The organism is Rhodococcus sp. JG-3 (genome assembly GCF_000482405.1).
Classification (GTDB): Bacteria; Actinomycetota; Actinomycetes; order Mycobacteriales; family Mycobacteriaceae; genus Rhodococcoides; species Rhodococcoides fascians.
Genome location: NZ_KI519398.1, coordinates 3,151,931 through 3,172,154, shown reverse-complemented (window position 1 = coordinate 3,172,154; position 20,224 = coordinate 3,151,931). Strand labels below are relative to the sequence as shown.

22 protein-coding genes and 4 tRNA genes are annotated in these 20,224 nt (G+C 64.6%); 13 read left to right on the top strand and 13 right to left on the bottom strand.

All coding sequences use genetic code 11. The annotated features are described in order from the left end of the window. Nucleotides 1–33 precede the first annotated feature (33 nt). The 3 genes from K414_RS0116495 to K414_RS0116485 all read right to left on the bottom strand — a co-directional run bounded on the left by K414_RS0116495 (nt 34) and on the right by K414_RS0116485 (nt 2,331). Complete coding sequence (locus K414_RS0116495) at nt 34–792, bottom strand: YebC/PmpR family DNA-binding transcriptional regulator (RefSeq protein WP_027496944.1); 759 nt, start codon at nt 790–792, stop codon at nt 34–36. A gap of 88 nt (nt 793–880) precedes the next feature. After that, nucleotides 881–1,483 carry a pyridoxal 5'-phosphate synthase glutaminase subunit PdxT gene (pdxT, locus tag K414_RS0116490; protein ID WP_027496943.1) on the bottom strand — a complete coding sequence of 201 codons (603 nt, stop codon included), beginning with the start codon at nt 1,481–1,483 and terminating at the stop codon, nt 881–883. Then, a complete protein-coding gene (locus K414_RS0116485; protein ID WP_027496942.1) occupies nt 1,480–2,331 on the bottom strand; it encodes an acyl-CoA thioesterase II in 852 nt (283 codons plus the stop codon). The genes pdxT and K414_RS0116485 overlap by 4 nt, the downstream gene beginning before the upstream one ends. 40 nt (nt 2,332–2,371) lie before the next feature. Here K414_RS0116485 and K414_RS0116480 point away from each other — a divergent pair, with 40 nt between their 5' ends. Then, nucleotides 2,372–3,025: a hypothetical protein gene (locus tag K414_RS0116480; RefSeq protein ID WP_237606196.1), complete on the top strand. Its 654-nt coding sequence runs from the start codon at nt 2,372–2,374 to the stop codon at nt 3,023–3,025. A 22-nt stretch (nt 3,026–3,047) separates the two neighbouring features. Here the strand turns inward: K414_RS0116480 and pdxS are convergent, their stop codons facing one another. The 9 genes from pdxS to K414_RS0116435 form a co-directional block, all read right to left on the bottom strand. Beyond that, the gene (pdxS, locus tag K414_RS0116475) at nt 3,048–3,923 is read right to left on the bottom strand and encodes a pyridoxal 5'-phosphate synthase lyase subunit PdxS (protein ID WP_161631833.1); all 876 of its coding nucleotides are present in this window, start codon (nt 3,921–3,923) and stop codon (nt 3,048–3,050) included. 239 nt (nt 3,924–4,162) lie between these two features. After that, nucleotides 4,163–5,188 (bottom strand): NUDIX domain-containing protein, encoded by a 1,026-nt coding sequence (locus tag K414_RS0116470; protein ID WP_027496939.1) that lies wholly within the window; start codon nt 5,186–5,188, stop codon nt 4,163–4,165. After that, nucleotides 5,188–6,312: a glycosyltransferase family 4 protein gene (locus K414_RS0116465; RefSeq protein ID WP_027496938.1), complete on the bottom strand. Its 1,125-nt coding sequence runs from the start codon at nt 6,310–6,312 to the stop codon at nt 5,188–5,190. The genes K414_RS0116470 and K414_RS0116465 overlap by 1 nt, the downstream gene beginning before the upstream one ends. Further along, nucleotides 6,309–7,214 carry a phosphatidylinositol mannoside acyltransferase gene (locus K414_RS0116460; protein ID WP_027496937.1) on the bottom strand — a complete coding sequence of 302 codons (906 nt, stop codon included), beginning with the start codon at nt 7,212–7,214 and terminating at the stop codon, nt 6,309–6,311. The genes K414_RS0116465 and K414_RS0116460 overlap by 4 nt, the downstream gene beginning before the upstream one ends. Then, complete coding sequence (gene pgsA, locus K414_RS0116455) at nt 7,211–7,894, bottom strand: phosphatidylinositol phosphate synthase (protein ID WP_027496936.1); 684 nt, start codon at nt 7,892–7,894, stop codon at nt 7,211–7,213. Before pgsA ends, K414_RS0116460 begins: the two co-directional genes overlap by 4 nt. 25 nt (nt 7,895–7,919) lie before the next feature. Next, nucleotides 7,920–8,474 carry an HIT domain-containing protein gene (locus tag K414_RS0116450; protein WP_027496935.1) on the bottom strand — a complete coding sequence of 185 codons (555 nt, stop codon included), beginning with the start codon at nt 8,472–8,474 and terminating at the stop codon, nt 7,920–7,922. Between the two features lies 1 nt (nt 8,475). Next, nucleotides 8,476–10,536: a threonine--tRNA ligase gene (gene thrS / locus K414_RS0116445; protein WP_037219326.1), complete on the bottom strand. Its 2,061-nt coding sequence runs from the start codon at nt 10,534–10,536 to the stop codon at nt 8,476–8,478. Between the two features lie 101 nt (nt 10,537–10,637). Next, the gene (locus K414_RS0116440) at nt 10,638–11,030 is read right to left on the bottom strand and encodes a TIGR02611 family protein (protein WP_027496933.1); all 393 of its coding nucleotides are present in this window, start codon (nt 11,028–11,030) and stop codon (nt 10,638–10,640) included. Nucleotides 11,031–11,177: 147 nt separating this feature from the next. Further along, nucleotides 11,178–11,249 (bottom strand) — tRNA-Val (locus tag K414_RS0116435). Nucleotides 11,250–11,514: 265 nt separating this feature from the next. Between K414_RS0116435 and K414_RS0116430 the strand changes: the two genes are divergently transcribed. From K414_RS0116430 to K414_RS0116400, 7 genes are all read left to right on the top strand, one after another. Continuing rightward, nucleotides 11,515–11,586: transfer RNA gene (locus K414_RS0116430), tRNA-Gly, on the top strand. A 17-nt stretch (nt 11,587–11,603) separates the two neighbouring features. Beyond that, nucleotides 11,604–11,674 (top strand) — tRNA-Cys (locus tag K414_RS0116425). A gap of 38 nt (nt 11,675–11,712) precedes the next feature. Further along, nucleotides 11,713–11,787: transfer RNA gene (locus tag K414_RS0116420), tRNA-Val, on the top strand. Nucleotides 11,788–11,913: 126 nt separating this feature from the next. Next, nucleotides 11,914–12,264 (top strand): hypothetical protein, encoded by a 351-nt coding sequence (locus K414_RS29430; RefSeq protein WP_032370466.1) that lies wholly within the window; start codon nt 11,914–11,916, stop codon nt 12,262–12,264. Continuing rightward, on the top strand, nt 12,257–12,964 hold the full coding sequence (locus K414_RS0116410; RefSeq protein WP_027496932.1) for an alpha/beta family hydrolase: 708 nt from the start codon (nt 12,257–12,259) through the stop codon (nt 12,962–12,964). Before K414_RS29430 ends, K414_RS0116410 begins: the two co-directional genes overlap by 8 nt. Before the next feature lie 17 nt (nt 12,965–12,981). Next, complete coding sequence (locus K414_RS29620; RefSeq protein ID WP_027496931.1) at nt 12,982–13,434, top strand: hypothetical protein; 453 nt, start codon at nt 12,982–12,984, stop codon at nt 13,432–13,434. Then, complete coding sequence (locus K414_RS0116400) at nt 13,431–13,958, top strand: GNAT family N-acetyltransferase (protein WP_027496930.1); 528 nt, start codon at nt 13,431–13,433, stop codon at nt 13,956–13,958. Before K414_RS29620 ends, K414_RS0116400 begins: the two co-directional genes overlap by 4 nt. A 21-nt stretch (nt 13,959–13,979) precedes the next feature. Here the strand turns inward: K414_RS0116400 and zapE are convergent, their stop codons facing one another. Next, nucleotides 13,980–14,993: a cell division protein ZapE gene (zapE, locus tag K414_RS0116395; protein WP_027496929.1), complete on the bottom strand. Its 1,014-nt coding sequence runs from the start codon at nt 14,991–14,993 to the stop codon at nt 13,980–13,982. Nucleotides 14,994–15,027: 34 nt separating this feature from the next. Here zapE and K414_RS0116390 point away from each other — a divergent pair, with 34 nt between their 5' ends. From K414_RS0116390 to K414_RS0116370, 5 genes are all read left to right on the top strand, one after another. Continuing rightward, entirely contained in the window at nt 15,028–15,813 is a 786-nt protein-coding gene (locus K414_RS0116390) for a pyrimidine reductase family protein (protein WP_027496928.1), read from the top strand. Between the two features lie 48 nt (nt 15,814–15,861). After that, nucleotides 15,862–17,436 (top strand): alpha/beta fold hydrolase, encoded by a 1,575-nt coding sequence (locus tag K414_RS0116385; RefSeq protein WP_027496927.1) that lies wholly within the window; start codon nt 15,862–15,864, stop codon nt 17,434–17,436. Nucleotides 17,437–17,522: 86 nt separating this feature from the next. Continuing rightward, complete coding sequence (locus K414_RS0116380; RefSeq protein ID WP_027496926.1) at nt 17,523–18,761, top strand: glycosyltransferase family 87 protein; 1,239 nt, start codon at nt 17,523–17,525, stop codon at nt 18,759–18,761. 27 nt (nt 18,762–18,788) lie between these two features. Then, on the top strand, nt 18,789–19,217 hold the full coding sequence (msrB, locus tag K414_RS0116375) for a peptide-methionine (R)-S-oxide reductase MsrB (RefSeq protein WP_027496925.1): 429 nt from the start codon (nt 18,789–18,791) through the stop codon (nt 19,215–19,217). Between the two features lie 126 nt (nt 19,218–19,343). Then, a complete protein-coding gene (locus K414_RS0116370; RefSeq protein ID WP_027496924.1) occupies nt 19,344–20,156 on the top strand; it encodes a polysaccharide pyruvyl transferase family protein in 813 nt (270 codons plus the stop codon). Nucleotides 20,157–20,224: the final 68 nt, after the last annotated feature.

Below are 20,224 nucleotides of genomic sequence, written 5' to 3'. Positions count from 1 at the left end.
ACCCGGTCGATCACCGTGAGCAAAAGGACCGGGTCAGTCCTCGTCGTCCAGTTCGGCCATGACCTCGTCCGACAGGTCGACGTTGGACCAGACGTTCTGCACGTCGTCGCTGTCTTCGAGGGCGTCGATCAGCTTGAAGACCTTGCGCGCTCCGTCCGCGTCCACCGGGACGTTGACCGAAGCCTGGAAGCTCGCCTCCGCGGAGTCGTAGTCGATGCCCGCGTCCTGCAGTGCGGTACGCACTGCGATCAAATCGGTCGGCTCACTGACGATCTCGAACGTGTCGCCGTTGTCGTTCACTTCCTCGGCACCGGCCTCGAGAACCGCCATCAACACGTCGTCCTCGCTCTGTCCGTTCTTCTCGAGCGTCACGACGCCTTTGCGTGAGAAGAGGTAGGACACCGAACCCGGATCGGCCATGTTTCCGCCGTTTCGAGTCATTGCTACTCGAACCTCGCCTGCTGCACGATTGCGGTTGTCGGTGAGGCACTCGATGAGGATGGCGACACCGTTGGGGCCGTAACCCTCGTACATGATGGTCTGCCAGTCGGCTCCGCCCGCTTCTTCGCCGGCTCCGCGCTTGCGCGCACGTTCGATGTTGTCGTTGGGAACCGACGTCTTCTTCGCCTTCTGGATGGCGTCGTAGAGCGTCGGGTTGCCCGTGGGGTCACCACCACCCGTGCGGGCCGCCACCTCGATGTTCTTGATGAGCTTGGCAAACGACTTGCCGCGTCGGGCGTCGATCACCGCCTTCTTGTGCTTGGTGGTGGCCCATTTTGAGTGGCCGCTCATGCGATAGAGCCCCTTCCTGCTCGAATTCGGTGTTGTCGACTTTACTCGCCCGTGTCATCGCTCCGCCCCAACCGGCGATTACGGGTTTCTACGCGCTGCGCACCATGTCCACGAAGAGTCGGTGCACTCGATCGTCTCCGGTGACCTCGGGATGGAAGCTGGTGGCCAGCACTCGGTTCTGCCGCACGGCAACCACGCGGCCCGCAGCTGGCCCGTTCGGGACGGTGGCGAGTACTTCGACGTCCGCACCGACACGCTCGACCCAAGGCGCACGAATGAACACTGCGCGCATCGGTCCGCCCTCGATCTCGGCGAATTCGAGATCGGTCTCGAACGAGTCGACCTGTCGGCCGAAAGCGTTGCGGCGCACGGTGATATCGAGACCGTCGAGGTGTTCCGCGTCGGGCCTGGTGTCGAGAATGTCCGACGCCAACAGGATCATCCCCGCGCACGATCCGTACGCGGGCATACCCTCGGCCAGACGAGCGCGCAGCGGCCCGAGCAGATCGAATACACCGAGCAGAGTGCTCATCGTCGTGGATTCGCCGCCGGGAATGATCAACCCGTCGATTCGGGCGAGTTCGTCCGGCCTCCGCACGGTGATTCCGTGCGCACCGCTCGACTCCAGTGCGGCCAAGTGCTCGCGAACATCGCCCTGCAGTGCGAGTACGCCGATCGTCGGCGGCGTCACTTCAATCCGAAGGGATCGACGTGTGGCTTCGAGGTGTCCCGCTCGAAGCGCATCAGTCCCTCTTGGACGACGGCGGCGACCATACGACCGGAGATGTCGAAGATTCGCCCCTGTGCCAGTGCTCGTCCGAAATCAGCGGACGGCGACGTCTGGTCGTAGAGCAGCCATTCGTCCGCTCGGAACGGCCTGAGGAACCACAGCGCGTGATCGAGGGAGGCCGTCTGCGTGACGGCGTCCGGGTGCGGCACCTTGGCCGATCCGATGAGCGTCATGTCGCTCATGTAGGCGAGCGCGCAGACATGGAACACCTGATCGTCGGGCAGCGTGTCGCGGTACCTGAACCAAACCCGTTGCTGCGCAGCGAAACTGGGATGCTTGACGGTCTGATCGTCGGGAATGAGACGGATGTCCCATTCGGACCACTCCTTGTAGTAGGAGGTGTCGTACTCCGCCAGAGTGGTGGGGTCGGGCAACGATTCCGGTCCGACTACCTCGGGCATGAGGTCCTGATGGGAGATCCCGTCGTCGTCGCCGTGGAACGAGGCGGACATCGTGAAGATGGCCTTGCCGTGCTGAATTCCGGTCACTCGACGGGTGCAGAACGACCGGCCGTCCCGAATACGATCGACCATGAACACGGCCGGCTCGTTCGGGTTACCCGGCCGGAGAAAGTAGCCGTGCAGCGAATGCACGCGGAACTCGGGTGCCACGGTGCGCACGGCCGCGACGAGCGCCTGGCCGGCAACCTGGCCGCCGAACGTCCGCGGCAGCCGGCTCGGGAACGTGCGTCCCCGATAGATGTCGTTCTCGATTCGTTCCAATTCGAGAATGTCCTCGATGCTGGCCATGGCTGTGTCCACCTTTCTGTGACAACGGCTCAGGCTAACAATGAGTGGACCAGGCAAGATGGTCGGTGTGGGTCAACCGATACCGATATTTCCCGATCTTCTGACCAGGTCGATCGTCGATGCGTGCCCCGCCGGGTCGCGAACGATCGTTGTCGTCGACGGTGCCGACGCCGCGAAGCCGGTCGAGTTCGCCACTCGCACAGCCGAACACGCCCGCGCACAGGGCAGGCCTGCCGACGTCGTCGACCTGCACGATTACGTCCGGCCGGCGTCCATTCGATTCGAGTATTCGCGAACGGACGAATTGAGCTACCGCACTGTGTGGTTCGACTACGATGCCGTGATCCGCGAGGTCATCGCGCCGCTGCGTTCCGGTGGCCGAGGTCACTATCTGCCGCGTCTGTGGGATGAGGCAACCGATCGATCCGCCCGCGCTCGTACCGTCGAGGCCGCGCCGAATCACATAGTCCTGATTGCCGGCCCGATGCTGCTGGGCCGAGGACTGGACGTCGATCTTCGAGTGCAGTTGCGGTTGTCCGAGGGTGCGCTGCGTCGGAGAACCGACACGGCCGACCAATGGACCTGCACGGCACTGCTCGAGTACTACGACTCGATCGACGACTACGCCGAGCGGCCGGACTTCGCGGTCCGATGGGACCATCCGAACCGCCCGGCACTGGAACGCAGTCAGTAGCTACGCAACCGGAAGAGGACGGTCACCAACCGCGCTCGGCGAGCCGGTGTGCGACGGGCAGGTCGTCGACGTTGATGCCGACCATCGCCTCGCCGAGTCCACGGGAGACCTTGGCGAGGACATCCGGGTCGTCGAAGAAGGTAGTGGCCTTGACGATTGCCTCGGCACGTTCTTTCGGGTTGCCGGACTTGAAGATTCCCGATCCGACGAACACTCCCTCGGCACCGAGTTTCATCATCATCGCTGCGTCGGCCGGGGTGGCGATACCGCCGGCGGTGAACAACGTGACGGGCAGCTTTCCGGCACGGGCGATCTCGACGACGAGATCGTACGGAGCCTGCAATTCCTTCGCCGCGACGTAGAGCTCGTCTTCGGGAAGTGATGTGAGACGGCGAATCTCGTCGCGAATCTTGCGCATGTGGGTCGTCGCGTTCGAGACGTCGCCGGTGCCGGCCTCGCCCTTGGAGCGAATCATGGCTGCGCCCTCGGTGATTCGACGCAGTGCTTCACCCAGGTTGGTGGCACCACACACGAACGGAACGGTGAAATTCCACTTGTCGATGTGATTGGCGTAGTCGGCCGGGGTGAGGACCTCGGACTCGTCGATGTAGTCGACACCCAGGCTCTGCAGGATCTGCGCCTCGACGAAGTGCCCGATGCGGGCCTTGGCCATCACCGGAATGCTGACCGAGGAGATGATGCTGTCGATCATGTCCGGATCGCTCATCCGCGACACCCCGCCCTGCGCGCGGATGTCGGCGGGAACGCGCTCGAGCGCCATGACGGCAACGGCACCGGCATCCTCGGCGATCTTCGCCTGGTCTGCGGTGACCACGTCCATGATGACGCCGCCCTTGAGCATCTCGGCCATACCGCGCTTGACGCGAGCGGTGCCGATTCCGTTCTCGTTGGACCCGCCGTCAGCGGATCCAGTTGAAGCAGCGGGCGAATTGGGGGCGTGTGGGGTACTCAAGCCAACTCCTGTGTTCTCGGCAGTCCGGATCTTCGCGCAGACCCGCGGCCCTGCCCGCGAAGGGGCGGGCCGGCGCGGCGACGCGCCCAGAACTGTAGGCCGCTACCGCGTCGTTTCCCATAACCACTTGACGATTGCTGGACTGGTCGGAAAGGTCCAGATTGTCAGCGGATGGCCCTAACGTCCGGGTCGCCGCGTCGCGCGAGCGCAACGTTGACCTCGTCGAGAAGTTCGGCCAGATCCTGTGGATACACGTTTTCGCCGACCGCACTCAGCGCCCGGATGTCTGCCTCGGTACACCAGCGATGCCCGGTGACGGTTCGTCGCTCGAAGTCCGTGAACCCGGCACTCTCGGGCTCGAACTCCTGCGTCCGATGCGCGAAGAACAGTTCCTCGGATCGGATCAACGTTCCGTTGAACGGGAAGGTCGCGACTCGACGCCACAGCGGTCCGCGCAGGTCGGACGCGTCGACGGTCAGGCCGGTCTCCTCGTGCACTTCGCGTACCGCCGCCTCGCGAAGGGACTCCCCCTTCTCCACCGCACCTCCGATGGTGAACCAGAAGAACGTCTCGGGCACCGTGGGGTCGTGTCCACGCAGGAGCAGGACACGGCCACGCTCGTCGAGCAACACCACCCGCGCAGAGGTACGCGGCGTCGCCCGAGTCTCACTACCGAACGTTGCCACGGCCGAGCGCTCCGCGATCTCGAAGTACGACGGCAGGGCGGCGGTGCCGCCGAGATGCAGCCACCGGACCGGACGGCGTACCCGCAGAGCGAGGGTGTCTCGGACGGCGTCGTTGTGGAACCGTCGTGCGATCAACACGCGTGCTTCGGCGTCGGCGAGTTCGGCGACGAGTTGTGGTGGCAACGCGGCCGGTTCGACGACGGCGAGTGCCATGGACACCGCGTTCTCCGCTTCCTCCCGCTGCGATCGGTCGGCGCGTTCGGCTCGATCTGCCAGTGCAGCAAGCTCTTTGCTCGACGACACCGAGCCCCGGGTGGCGGCCGACACGGCTCGCGCGACGACGGCTCGGCGCGCGAGTGCAGCATCGAGGGCCTGCCAGGCGAGGTCGGTGCGAACGTGGAGCCGATCGAGTCGGTTGGCGGTTCCGTAGGCCCACAGCCCGACGACGAGGATCAGAACCGCGATCAGTCCGAGGACCAGGATGGTGACGGCAGACAGTGTCATCAGCTCGCGGCTCGCACTTTCTGTCCGCCGAGGGTGACCGTCTCGTACACGCGCAGAATCTGCTCGGCGACAACAGGCCAGTCGTACGTGGACACGGCCGCCGAGGCGGCGTCGACGAGACGCTCGCGGACGGCGTCGTCGGACAGAATGGAGGTGACGGCTGCCGCGAGGGCCGCGGAATCGTCGATCGGAACCAGCAGGCCACATGCGCCGTCGCGTAGGACCCGACGGAAAGCGTCCAGTTCGCTTGCCACCACGGGGGTTCCGGCTGCCATCGCCTCCACCAGAACGATGCCGAAGCTTTCGCCGCCGAGGTTGGGGGCGCAATACACGTCGGCGCTACGCATCGCGGAAGCCTTCGTCGCGTCGTCCACCTGGCCGAGGAAGGTCAGATGCGAGGCCAGCGCGCCTGCTTCCTTGCGAAGCTTGTCCTCGTCGCCCCTGCCGACGATGAGAATTTCGATGTCGGGGTGAGATTCGACGAGGGCCGGTAGCGCGCCCAGCAGCACGGCCATTCCCTTGCGCGGTTCGTCGAAGCGGCCCAGGAACAGCACCGTCCGGCCCGGACGCGGATAGCCGTCGAGCACGTCTGCGTCGGCGAACGCCGGCACGTCGACTCCGTTCGGAATTTCGACCGCATCGGACCCGAGCGCCTCGACCTGCCATCGCCGTGCCAACTCGGACACGGCGATCCGGCCGCTGATCTTCTCGTGATAGGGCCGCAGCACGCCCTGGAACGTGCTGAGCACGAGAGACTTGGTGGTGGATGTGTGGAACGTGGCCACGATCGGGCCGTCCGCGGCCTTGAGTGCCAGCATCGACAGACTCGGCGCATTGGGCTCGTGAATGTGCAGCACGTCGAAGTCGTTCTCCGAGATCCACTTTCGGATCCGTGAGTACGTGACCGGGCCGAATCGCAGCCGGGCGACCGACCCGTTGTACGGAATGGCCAAGGCTTCTCCGGCCGACACCACGAATTCGGGGAGCTCGACGCCGTCCGAGGCGGGAGCCAGAACGCTGACCCGGTGACCGCGTTCGATGAAGACCTCGGCCAGCTGCTGGACGTGGGCCTGCACTCCGCCCGGCACGTCGAACGAGTACGGGCACACCATGCCGATTCTCATGTGCCCTCGATTCGGGCTCGTCGCTCTGCCGACCAGTCGCTCATCCACAGCGGCTGCAGCATGTGCCAATCGGCGGGATGAGCGCGGATTCCGGCCGCGAAATGATCCGCAACCGTCTGGGTCGCAGCGGCTACTCCCTGCGAGACGTCCACCGCGGGCGAGATGTCGAATCCCCAACCGTCGCCGTCGAAATAGCCGTGTACCGGGAGCAGCGTGGCACCGGTGTCGATGGCGAGCTTGGCCGCACCCGCCGGCATTCGTGTCGGTTCCCCGAAGAAGGTCACCGGTACTCCGTGCTTCGCCAGGTCTCGTTCGCCGAGGAGGCAGACCACCTTGTTCTGGCGCAGTCTGTCGGACAACGCGAGCAGGGGCGGTTGCTCGCCGCCGCTGAGCGGAAAGATCTCGAATCCCAGGCTCTCGCGATACGCCACGAAGCGTTGGTACAGCGACTCCGGCTTCAACCTCTCTGCCACGGTCGAGAGGCCACCGTGCGTGCGCACCAACCACATTCCGGCCATGTCCCAGTTGCCGCTGTGCGGTAGTGCGAGCACCACTCCCTTGCCGGCGTCGAGTGCCGCTTCGAGATGTTCCTTGCCGTACACGCACCGATCGATGACGGCCGCCTGAGCGGCCAGGTCCATCGACGGCAGCCGGAATGCCTCACGCCAGTACCGGGCGTAGGAGCGAACACTCTCTCGGATCAGGTCATCCGGGACCTGCTCCGCCGTGGTCCCCAGCACCCGAGCAAGATTGCGGCGGAGCTGATCCGGGCCGCCGTTACGGGACGAGGCGAAGTCGGCACCGCGGTCGAACAACCGACGGGCGACACCCTCGGGTAACGACCGGACGAGACGCCACCCCGCGGCGTACCCGGCGTCGGACGCGCGTTCCGACAGATTCATGTCGGCTCCACACCGCCGTCGTCGGAGACCGATGGAGCCGGCGGCACGATGATGTCGCGGGCACCCTCGGATCCGCGGACGGCGAGCACTCGTTGGAACACGGTCACGATGCTCAGCGCGGCAAGAATCCACATTGCGGGATAGATGAGACTGTCCAGCCACGGTATGTCGAAATGTCTTCCGACACCGGTGAGCCCGGCCCCGACCAGAACGATGACGAGGCGGTCGGGTCGTTCGATCCAACCACCGTCCGCGGACAGGCCGCTGGCCTCGGCGCGCGCCTTGGCGTACGAGATGACCTGCGAGGTGACCAGACAGACGAGAGTGGCAACGAGCAGTAGCTTGTCGTTCTCGGAATACACGGCCCACCAGGCCAAGCCGCCGAAGATCGCGCCGTCCGCAACGCGGTCGCACGTCGCGTCGAGAACGGCACCGTACTTGGTGCCGCCTCCGCGTGCGCGAGCCATCGCGCCGTCGAGCATGTCGAACAGAACGAACAGGGTGATGACGATCGAGCCCCACCACAAGTAGCCGGCAGGGAACATCGTCACCGCAGCGGTCACGGTGACGACCGTGCCGATGATGGTCACCGAGTCCGGAGTCAGGCCGGTGCTGTTGAGCGCTCGGCCCAACGGGGCCGTCAACTTCGAGACCGGCGCACGGCCGAAGATGCTCAGCACGCCGCACGCTCCCCTTGCCGGTGGTTCATTCGTTCCAGGCCGAGGCAAGCAGGGCCCGAGTGTCGCGGAGCAGTTGCGGCATCACCTTGGCACCGCCGATCACTGTGATGAAGTTGGCGTCACCACCCCACCGCGGCACGATGTGCTGGTGCAGGTGCTCGGCCAGCGAACCGCCTGCAGCCGCCCCGAGGTTGAGGCCGACATTGAAACCGTGCGGGCTCGACACTCGCTTGATCACGCGAATCATCTTCTGCGTGAACGCCATCAGCTCCGAGCTCTCGGCGGGCGTGAGATCCTCGAGCGCCGCGACACGTCGGTACGGCACGATCATCGTGTGGCCGGGGTTGTACGGGTACAGGTTGAGTACGGCATACACCGATTCGCCGCGCGCGACGACCAGTCCGTCCTCGTCCGTCATCTTCGGGATGTCGGAGAACGGCTCGGTCGACTTCGCCGAACCCTCCGCCGAACCCTGTGGGGCCTCGGCGATGTACGACATCCGATGGGGAGTCCACAATCGCTGCAGCCGATCCGGTTCACCGGCACCGGTGGCGACGATCGACTCGTCGTGTTCTTCCATGTCAGCTCACTCCGGCGGTACTGGTCTGCACGAGTTCGGCGGTCGGTGATGCGTTGTTTCGCGCGGCGATCCACTCGGTGATCACGGTCACGGCCTCCGCCACCGGAACCCCGTTGACCTGAGTGCCGTCCCGGAATCGGAAGCTGACGGCACCTGCTTCGACGTCGCGCTCGCCGGCCAGCAGCATGAACGGGACCTTCTGCGCTGTCTGATTGAAGATCTTCTTCTGCATTCGGTCGTCGCTCGCGTCGACCTCGGCCCTGACTCCGCGCTTCTTCAGTTCCTTCACCACCGCGAAGAGGTGGTCCTGATGCACCTCGGCCACCGGAATTCCGACGACCTGCACGGGCGCCAGCCAGGCCGGGAAAGCACCGGCGTAGTGCTCGGTCAGCACACCGAAGAACCGCTCGATGGATCCGAACAGGGCACGGTGAATCATCACCGGGCGCTCCTTGGTACCACCGGAACCGGTGTACTCGAGCTCGAAACGCTCGGGCAGGTTGAAGTCGAGCTGAATGGTCGACATCTGCCAGGTGCGGCCGAGCGCATCCTTCGCCTGCACCGAGATCTTCGGACCGTAGAACGCGGCACCGCCCGGGTCGGGCACCAGATCGAGACCCGACGCCTCGGCCACCTCGGCGAGGGTGGTGGTCGCCTCCTCCCAAACTTCGTCGCTGCCGACGGACTTCGCCGGATTGCGAGTCGACAGTTCGAGGTAGAAGTCGTCGAGTCCGTAGTCCTTGAGCAGTCCGAGAACGAATTCCAGAGCACGAGTCAGCTCGTCGCGCATCTGGTCGCGAGTGCAGAAGATGTGCGCGTCGTCCTGAGTCATGCCGCGTACTCGGGTCAGACCGTGGATGACGCCGGACTTCTCGTAGCGGTACACCGTTCCGAACTCGAACAGACGCAGCGGCAGTTCGCGGTACGAGCGCCCTCGGGAGCGGAAGATCAGATTGTGCATCGGGCAGTTCATCGGCTTGAGGTAGTAGTCCTGGCCGGGCTTGCGCACGTCGCCGTTCTCGTCGAGTTCGGCGTCCAGGTGCATCGCCGGGAACATGCCGTCCCGGTACCAATCGAGGTGACCGGACACCTCGTACAGATGGCCCTTGGTGATGTGCGGGGTGTTGACGAACTCGTAGCCCTCTTCGATGTGGCGCTGACGTGAGTAGTTCTCGAGTTCGTTGCGGATCACGCCGCCCTTGGGGTGGAACACCGGAAGACCGGAACCCAGTTCGTCGGGAAAGCTGAACAGGTCCAACTCGGAACCGAGCTTGCGGTGATCACGACGTTCGGCTTCGGCGAGCAACTCGAGATGCGCATCGAGCGCCTCGGTGGACTCCCACGCGGTGCCGTAGATGCGTTGCAGATCGGCGTTGTCCTGGTTGCCCCGCCAGTACGCAGCCGAGCTGCGGGTGAGCTTGAACGCCGGCACGTACTTGGTGGTGGGGATGTGCGGGCCGCGGCACAGATCGCCCCAGATGCGTTCACCGGTACGGGGATTGAGGTTGTCGTACGCGGTGAGCTCTCCCCCGCCGACTTCCATGACCTCGGGATCGTCGATCCCGGACTTGTCGTCGATCAGTTCGAGTTTGTAGGGCTCGTTCGCCAACTCTTCACGGGCCTGATCCACCGATTCGTACACCCGACGCGAGAACCGCTGCCCGGCCTTGACGATCTGCTTCATCTTCTTCTCGAGCGCAGTCAGATCCTCTGGGGTGAACGGCTGCTTCACGTCGAAGTCGTAGTAGAAGCCGTCCTTGATGAACGGTCCGATGCCCAGCTTGGCATCGGGGAAGAGTTCCTGAACGGCCTGAGCAAGAACGTGCGCAGCCGAGTGCCTGATGACGCTTCGCCCGTCCTCGGTGTTCGCCGGGACCGGCTCGACCTCGGTATCGCAGTCGGGAGCCCACGACAGGTCACGGAGCTTGCCCTCCGGATCTCGCACGACGACGATCGCGTCGGGACCCTTGTTCGGCAGACCGGTGTCGCGTAGCGCCGTACCTGCGGTCGTTCCTGCCTGCACCGAGATGCGGGCGGGCGAGACGGCGGCGACAACGGGCATGCTCACAGCGATGTACTCCTCGATCGGTTCATCTGGCCAGGAAGGCCTCCGACAGCCTATCGGCAACGGGCCACCGCGCGGCCCTCAGCGCGGCGCGTGCGTCACAAGGGACTCTCGAGCCACGTCCAGTCGAGGCCGAGCCAACCTCCGACCAGCGCGAAAGTACCCAGAAGCCACAGTGTTGCGAGCACGACGACCGTCGTGAACAACACGCCGAGTCCCTTGACGACGATCGACTGCTTCGAGAACCAGGCCATGAACGCGTCGTACCTCTTGCGGACGAAGCGCAGCGCGCCCTTGGCCCACTCGAACTCCGAGGCCAGGATGCCCAGTCCTGCGAACACGATCAGCCAGCCGGGGCCGGGGTACGGAATGGCCAGCACACCCAACGCCAACACCAGAGCTCCGACGACACCGACAGTGATCCGGTAGGCGAGATCGAGCGACTTGTTCTCGGCGATGCGAGACCGAAACCGTCGATGCTTCTTCGCCAGCTGCTCTGCCGGACCACTCGAGTCCGCTGTGCTGGTCTTGCCGTCCGCCTCGCGGGACGTGGATCCGTCGGTGCTCACCGGGTCAGATTACCGGGACAGAACACGAAAAAGCCCGCACCGACAAGCGGTGCGGGCTTTCTTCGTCTGTGGTCCCGGCTGGGATCGAACCAGCGACCTTCCGCGTGTGAAGCGGACGCTCTTCCACTGAGCCACGGGACCGAACGAGGCAAAACATTAACACGAGGTGTCGCAGTGGATCGAATCGCCTGCTCCGACTCGTTCATGTCGCATTCGACGCCTGTGTCGAGCGCAGACCTCACTCCCCCGGACTCGGTCCGACCCCATCTTTCACACGGTTCACAGCCGCCAGAGACCCGAATTCTGGGGCTGACCACGAGATTTGTGAGTTTCACTCCCGTTGGGTTAATGTTTTCCCCGCACCACGGAGACAGCAACTGCCCAGCAGTGATTGCCTCCGGGGTATGCGGATGTGGCGCAGTGGTAGCGCATCACCTTGCCAAGGTGAGGGTCGCGGGTTCGAATCCCGTCATCCGCTCGAGGGTCTCGACCCATGGTGGAGTGGCCGAGTGGTGAGGCAACGGCCTGCAAAGCCGTGCACACGGGTTCGATTCCCGTCTCCACCTCGCTAGTGCATCGGTTGTGAAGGCCGATGCGAGGACATGCGCGATTAGCTCAGCGGGAGAGCGCTTCCCTGACACGGAAGAGGTCACTGGTTCAATCCCAGTATCGCGCACCACAGTCAGATCAAAGGACCCCCTTTCGAGGGGGTCCTTTTTTGTGTCTTACCCAGTCTCGGTGGTGATTCACGCCATAGAAGTGCACAGTGGAGACGACGCACACACTTCGATGGAAGGACACTCACGTGTCGGACGATGCTCGCAGTGCACCCACGGACGAAACACCCACCGACACGGCCGGCCCCGGCAACGCGACCGACAGCGAAGAGCCTCAGGTCGACGACGCCACACTCGAAGAAGCGAAGAAATCGGTCGAGGGACTCGACGACCGATACCGACCCGGCGCTCGGCCCACTGTGGCGCTCCCCGGAACCAACGGCACCGTCGCGGGTACAGCCTTTGCCGACATGGTCGACGACAACGGTGAGATGGTGGATGCCGACGATCAGGATGCATCCGACAGCTCCGAAACAGACAGCACGGACACCGATCACGCTGGCAGCGACGAAAAGGTAACGTCCTCGACCGATGGCTGAACACGACGTTCCCGACGCCCCCGCCGACATCGAACTCGGCGGGGGCGTCGCGTTTCTTCACACGCCGCCGATCCCGTCGCGCGGAGGGCTCGCTCTCACTCACGGTGCGGGCGGCAACTGCGGGTCGGTGCTCCTACAGAACATTGCGTCGGTGTGGGCGGCGGCCGGCTTCACGGTGTTGCGGTTCGACCTCCCGTTCCGAGTCCGCAAGGCCAAGGGTCCTCCGCATCCCTCCCGTTCCGAGGAGGACCGGATGGGGATCGCCGCGGCCGTCGATCGACTACGTGCAGAAACCGACGGGTTCGTCGTGTTCGGCGGGCATTCGTACGGCGGCAGGCAGGGATCGATGATCGCGTCGGAGCAGCCGGGTCTCGTGGACGGTCTGGTGCTGACGTCCTATCCCCTGCACCCACCGGGAAAGCCCGACAAGCTTCGGACCCACCATCTGCCCGACCTATGTACCCCCACTGTTGTGCTGCACGGCACCAAGGATCCGTTCGCTACCACCGAAGAACTCGGGGCGGCGTTCGCTCTGGTTCCCGCGCCCACACTGCTGATCGACATCGACGGTGCAGGCCACGATCTCGCACCGGCGAAGTACGACGCAGCGCAGCGGACTCTCGATGCTGCTGTCTCACTGTTCGAGTCGCTGCCCGCCGATCCGTCGGGCGTCGTCCCGCTCTTCGACCCGTCACGCTGAAGTGGTGTACTGACGTTATGCCGACCTGGGGATGGTTCATCGTTGCGCTGGTCCTCGTCGATACCGCGGTGCTCGCGGCCTGGTTCCTCGCGCGTCGAAAGCCGGACAGATCGCGTGCCACGTCCCAGAGCCTGAAGCTGGTAGGACTGGACGACGGTGCGCGAGCAGAAATTCACCGATTGTTGGCCGCCGACAAGAAGATTCAGGCCATCAAGGTTTTCCGTGATCGAACCGGTGCCGGATTGCTCGATGCCAAGAACGCAATCGAGACGATGCAACGCGGAGCACCGTTTCCTCCCCCGTCGACCATTCTCGATGCAGCGAGTTCGGGTCCCGTGCGATGGGACGACCTCCTCCCCCGACTGACGGCACTCAAATCGGAAGGCAAAGCGATTGCGGCGATCAAGCTGCTGCGCGATCGAACAGGACTGTCGTTGCGGGACGCGAAGAATGCCGTCGATCAGCTGTGAGCGTTCGTGAGGCGGGCCCGGCGGATGCGCACCGAGTCGCCGATCTGGCCGCACTGACCTTCCCCTTGGCCTGCCCACCGGGAACGCAACCCGGCGATATCGAGACTTTCATCTCGAACGTGTTGTCGGCCAAGCACTTCGAGACGTACATCGCCGACCCGAACCGGACCGTACTGCTCGACGAGTCGGCCGAGGCACAGGTACTCGGATACGCGATGCTGGTGTTCGGCACTCCCACCGACTCCGGCATCCGCTCGGCGCTGTCCCACGAGCCGACGGTAGAGATCAGCAAGCTGTACGTCCGACCCACCGAACACGGCGGCGGAGTCGCAGCGCGCCTGATGACGTCGGCGCTGGACAGTGCTCGTCGGCACGGCTGCCGAGGGGCGTGGCTGGGCGTCAACCAACAGAACGTCCGCGCCCAGAAGTTCTATGCCAAGCACGGATTCGAGATAGCCGGCACCAAGACGTTCGTCGTCGGCGACCGGACGCACGACGACTACGTCATGCAGGTGCAGCTCTGAGCCTGCCGCGACCGAAGCAGGTCAGCCGACGGCAGCAAAACGAGACAGCGCGAGCAGACGGGACGTCGCACGGAGGTACTTCTTCCGATAACCACCCGCGAGCATCTCCTCGGTGAAGATCTCGTCGAGCTTGCCACCCGAGGCCGTCACCGGAATACCCGCGTCGTACAGGCGGTCGGCGAGGACGACCAGTCGCAACGCAATTGCCTGATCGGAAGCCGGGTGCACGTTCTTCAGGAACACCGCGGGAATACCGTCCAACAATTTGCCGTAGCGCGACGGGTGCAGCGTGCTCAGGTGCGCCAGCAGGTCGTCGAAGTCGTCCAGGGTCGCGCCCTCGATACCGTCGGCACGCTCGATGAGCTCGCCCTCCGACGTCGGCTCCGGGGCCGGCGGCAGATCGCGGTGCCGGTAATCGGGACCGTCGACGCGGACGGACTCGAAGATCGAACCGAGCTTCTTGATCTCCCGCAGGAAGTCCTCGGCTGCGAAGCGGCCTTCGCCGAGCTGGCCGGGCAGGGTGTTCGACGTCGCCACGATGGACACGCCGCGCTGCGAGAGCTCCGACAGCAGTCGCGAGACCAACATCGTGTCGCCCGGATCGTCGAGCTCGAACTCGTCGATGCACAGAACACTGTGGTTCGAGAGCTCTTCGAGAGCCTTGTTGAAGCCCAATGCACCGACGACGTGCGTCAACTCCACGAACGTGCCGAACGCCTTCGGTTCGGGGACGCTGTGATAGATCGAGGCCAGCAAGTGGGTCTTACCGACGCCGAAGCCGCCGTCGAGGTAGAGCCCCGCACCGGTGGCCGGGGTCTTCTTACCGAACAGTCCGCGCTTGCCCTTGCCGCGAATCTTCTGCACCTTGTTCGCGAATTCCTCGGCTTTCGCGACTGCAGCGGCCTGCGTCGGCTCCTTGGGATCGGGAATGTACGAGGAGAAGCTGACGTCGTCGAACATCGCCGGCGGAACCATCTGCGCGATCAGCTGATCGGAGGGGACCACGGGATTTCGATCGACAAGGCGTGCGGGCATTGATCGAGCGTAACGACGTGGTCTCATGTGACTCATGCAGCTTCTCGATATTGGGACCTACTTCACATCGGAGCAGGCCGCCGCAGCGCTCCCCGCCGTCGGAACCGAAGTGGACGACGACGGTCTGCGATCCCTGTATGCCTACCCGACCGATGTGGGCCGCCCGTGGATCCGTACCAACTTCGTCTCCAGTATCGACGGGTCCGTCACCTCCGACGGTGCCTCTGCCGGGCTGGGTACCCCGGCAGACACACTGTTGTTCGGCATCCTGCGTGAGCTGTGCGATGCGGTGCTCGTCGGTGCCGGCACCGTGCGCGGAGAGAACTACGGCGGGGTCGCCCTGTCTCCCGATGTCATCGCTCGCCGGCAGGCGAACGGTCAGGAATCGGTGCCGACCATCGTGGTCGTCACCGCCTCCGGCTCCATCGATGCGCGGTCTCGCCTACTGACGGACACAGCGGTGATGCCGGTGGTGCTCACGTCCGCCGCGGCGGACCGCTCTGCGGTAGGCGAACTCCGGACGGCCGGGGCGACGGTGCTCGAGGTGTCCGGCGAATCGGTGTCGACCACCGACATTGTCGAGTCTCTGTCCCAGCTCGGGTTCGGTCGCGTGCTGTGCGAGGGCGGACCAGGACTGTTCGGTCAGCTGGTGACCGACGGGGCGGCGGACGACGTGTGCCTGACGATCTCACCGAAGGTGATCAGTGGGCCTGCCGGCCGCATCGCCCATGCCGCACACGCCGCCGATACGTCCATGCAGCGCGCACTCGTGCTCGGCGACACCGACGGCACGCTGTTGACCCGCTGGGTGCGGCCGTGACGAGAGACGCGGGCGCGGCAGCGAAGCAAAAGTAGATAGCCTCGCACCGTGACGCAGAAACGTTCGTTGCTCGCCGCAGTACTCCTCGTCGCCACGGTCTGCGCGGCCTGTGGAGGCGGCCCGTCGATCCGTCCCGAAGTGGCGGTGGAGCAGCGCTCGCCCGGTCAGCCCGCCGAGTCGTCGCCCGCAACCCCGCCCGAACCGGCTGCACTCGATGTTCCGACCACCGACCTCGATTGGTCCGAGTGCACCTCGGCCACTCTCGGGATGTTCGGGCTCACCGCCACCACGCCGGGCCTGATACTCGAATGCGGTGAGTACGAGGCCGATGTCGACGCCAGCGGTCAGATGTTCGGCACCTTCGCCGTCGGGGCGCTTCGGGCCAAACTCGACCGGACACCCGTCGATGCCGGGCCCCTGGTGTTCACGTCCGGTTCGGATCGTTCGTCGATCGCAACCTTGGCCACGATGGCCGCCGGCCCACTCGCCACGCTGCTCGAGGCACATCCGATCGTTGCCGTGGATCGCCGCGGCATCGGACGCTCGACGGCCGTGGACTGCATCGACGACACCCCCCAGGCGCCTACCAAGGCTGCCGTCGATGCCCTGGGACAGTTCACCAGATCCGACTCGGACTCCGTCGACCGCGCGGTCGACGCCGGACGAGACGCCACCATCGAATGCACCGACACCCTGCAGCCGCAGGAACTCGCCTTCGGCACCGGGTACGCCGCGGACGATCTCGATCGGCTTCGACAGCTGTGGGGCGTGGACCGGATCGGCCTGATCGGAGCGGGAAACGGTTCTCTTACCGCCATGGCCTACGCCGCGAAGTTTCCCGACAACGTCGCGCGTCTGATCCTCGATTCGCCGACGGGCGTCAACGCCGACCAGGCTACGCTCGCCGAGCAGCGAACTCAGGGCAAGGAAGCGGCGTTCGCTGCCTTCGCACAGCGTTGCGTCGCGCTGAACTGCTCGCTCGGAAGTGACCCGACGGCCGCAGTGGCACAGTTGATCAAGCGCGCCGCCGGCGGCGAATTCGCACCGCTGTCCACACACGAAATTCTCGACGCGATCACCTTTGCGCTGGCCTCGACCGCGGGAGACGCGTCGACGCGGGCGAGAGATCTGTCCTCGACGCTCTCCGCTGCCGCCGCCTCCGACACGACTGCGCTCGCAGCGCTCGCCGAACGAGGCCGGGCGGCGTACAGCACCGACGGCCAGTTCGTCGCCCGCTGCACGGACGGGCAGCAGTGGCCTTCTCCGCAGGGCGTCCGCGACCTGGCAACGGGGTGGACCGACCGCTACCCGATCTACGGAACCGACGCTGCCCTGACGGCATTGCTGTGCTCGTCCTGGCCGACGGCTCCCTCCGTCCCACTACCCACCTCGCTGGACGTTCCGGTCCTGGTTCTGTCCAACGCCGGCGACCCGATCGTCGGCAACGGCGGCCTGTCCTCGGTCACCGGCCTGATCGGTGCGACGGGTGCCGCCGTCGCCTCCGCCGCCTGGCAGGGCAGCGGGCATCCGAGCATCGGCGGGTCGCAGTGCCTGCAGAGTGCTGCTGTCACTTACGCGCGAGACACGACGCTTCCGACCGACGGCACCGTCTGTCCGGCCTGACTCGACTCCTCGGAGGGCCGCGAAAGACACGGGCCCCGCGGGGTGTCCTGAACGGGCGCACCGACCGTCTCGGGTACCGTTCGCGGGTGTCACTTAGCTTTCTGGAGCCGCGTACCGGGCGGACCACCGCCGAAGTAATCAAGTACGCGCTCTGGCCGATCGCCATCATGACCGTCGTGCATCGGGTGGTGATCAGGGCGGTCAACGGCGATGTCACCAACGACTTCAACCCGGTGTACAACGCAGCTCTCGCGTTCCTCAACCGGCAGCCGGTGTACACCGCGAACTTCGATTCGGTCGATCCTCATTACCTGTACCAGCCGAGCGCGACGATGCTGCTCTCCCCCATCGCCATCATCGACCCGGAGCGCTCTCGCTGGCTGTTCATCCTTGCCAGCACCGTGGCCATCCTCGTCGCGCTGTACATCCTGCTGCGCATCTTCGGCTTCCGGTTGGACTCGGTGGCTGCACCCGCCCTGCTCCTGGCTGCCTTCGTCAGCGAGACGGTGACGAACACACTGGTGTTCACCAACTTCAACGGTTTCGTACTCCTCGGCGAAGTGGCGTTTCTCGGATTCCTGTTGCAGCGCAAGGATTTGTCCGCCGGTGTCGCGATGGGCTTGACCCTGGCGATCAAGCCGATGCTCGCACCACTGCTGCTGCTCCCCCTGATGACGAGACAGTGGAAGGTGTTCATCACCTCGATCGCCATCCCGGTGGTGATGATGGCCATTGCCTGGCCGTTGTCCGTCGATCCCAAAAATTTCATCGATCGGACGCTGCCGTACCTGCTGCAGACGCGTGACTACTTCAACAGCGCTGTCGTTGGCAACGGCCGTTACTACGGAGTGCCCGAGTTCCTGACCCTCGGCATCCGCGCCGTCCTGGGCATCATGGTGTTGGTCTCGCTGTGGTTGCTCTACCGGTACTGCCGAGAAGATCGACTGTTCTTCTTCGCCACCACCTCCGGCCTGATCCTCACCGCGCACTGGCTGCTGGGCTCACTGGGCCAGATGTACTACTCGATGATGCTGTTCCCCTTGCTCATGACGGTCGTGCTCAGGAACTCGCTACTCCGGAACTGGCCGGCCTGGCTCGCGATCTACGGGTTCATGAACGCCGATCGTTGGTTGTCCGGACGGTGGATCGAAACCGGACGGGCCCTCGACTATCTCCGCACCACCTTCGGTTGGGCGCTGCTGATCGTCGTGATCTTCGGAGTGCTCGTCGGACGCTGGTTCGCCGCGAGAACAGAGGGACGGCTCGACGAGGGAATCGAGCCCAACTACCTGTTACCGACCGCGTCACCAGCGAAAACGGCATAACCCGGCAAATCGTATTAGCGTGTCAGCATGAGTTCAGCAACAGACAACAATGCCGCTCCGGCCGTCCAGCTCACCGACGCGCAGTGGCGGGAGAAGCTGACACCCGAGGAGTACGCGGTTCTGCGTCAGGCCGGTACCGAGCGCCCGGGCGTCGGCGAATACACCGACACCACCACCGAAGGCATCTACGAGTGCCGCGCCTGCGGAGCCGAACTGTTCCGCAGCACCGAGAAGTTCGAATCGCATTGCGGATGGCCGTCTTTCTTCGACCCGGCCGACAGCGACGCCGTCATCCTGAAAGAGGACACCACCCTCGGTATGCGCCGCGTCGAGGTCGTCTGCCGCAACTGCCACAGCCACCTCGGCCACGTCTTCGAGGGCGAGGGCTACCCCACCCCGACCGACCAGCGGTACTGCATCAACTCGATTTCTCTGGTGCTCAAGCCTGCATCCTGATCGGTCCGGACATCCCGGGGATCGCCGCGCACTCGGCGAACCTGTGCTGAGGATGCGTCGAAACCGAGCCCGCGAACTTCGGAGATTACCTCTGCTTGACCCGATCGTTAGGGCAGCTTTGGGGTTGTGGCCACGTCGATCAAGACCTTCTGGTGGCGCCAGGTGAAAATCACCGGCGTCACACCCAATTTCGGTGACGAATTGACGCCGGGACTGGTCGGAACATTGTTCGGGCAGAAGTGTTCCTGGCGTCGCGCGAAGCGCTGCGACATGATCGGGGCAGGTTCCACCCTGGAAATGGTCCAGCTCATGCAGGCCCGGAAGGGTCTCAAGGTCTGGGGCTCGGGTTTCATGCTCAGTGACGCCGCCCACGAACGAGACTTCAGCTACCCCGATTTCGACTTCTACGCGGTTCGCGGACATCTGTCGCTGGGACGCATCAAGTCCGAGCGCGAGGTCGCGGTCGGGGACCCCGGGCTGCTGGCGAACAAAGTCTATGCACGCTCCCCACGGGTACCCGGCCGGATCGGCCTCGTCTACCACTGGGTGCACAAGAAGGATCCCGTAGTGCGCTCGCTTGCGCGAGACAAGAGCGTCACGTTGATCGACCCGTCCAGAAAGCCGGCCAAGGTCATCGCCGACATCACTGCATGTGACTTCGTGATGTCCACGAGTCTGCACGGGTTGATCGTCGCAGACTCGTACGGCATCCCCAACGCATGGATAAAGCTGCCGCAAGACATAGGCGGCAACGGATACAAATTCGACGATTATTACTCTGCTTTCGACCGAGAAGCTGTCCAGCATTCGTCGGACCTTGCGCGAGATCACGATCGAATCGCGCAGCTACAGCACGAATATCGGCCGGTCCCGAATCTGAAAGAAATTCAGAACAAACTGATCGGAGCCTTTCCTTTCGCTCCGCCCTACACAGCCTGAATTCGACAGGCCGACACTCGAGCCGGTCATCATTCGCTCCCACATGATCGCTTTCGAGCGCCCTATTG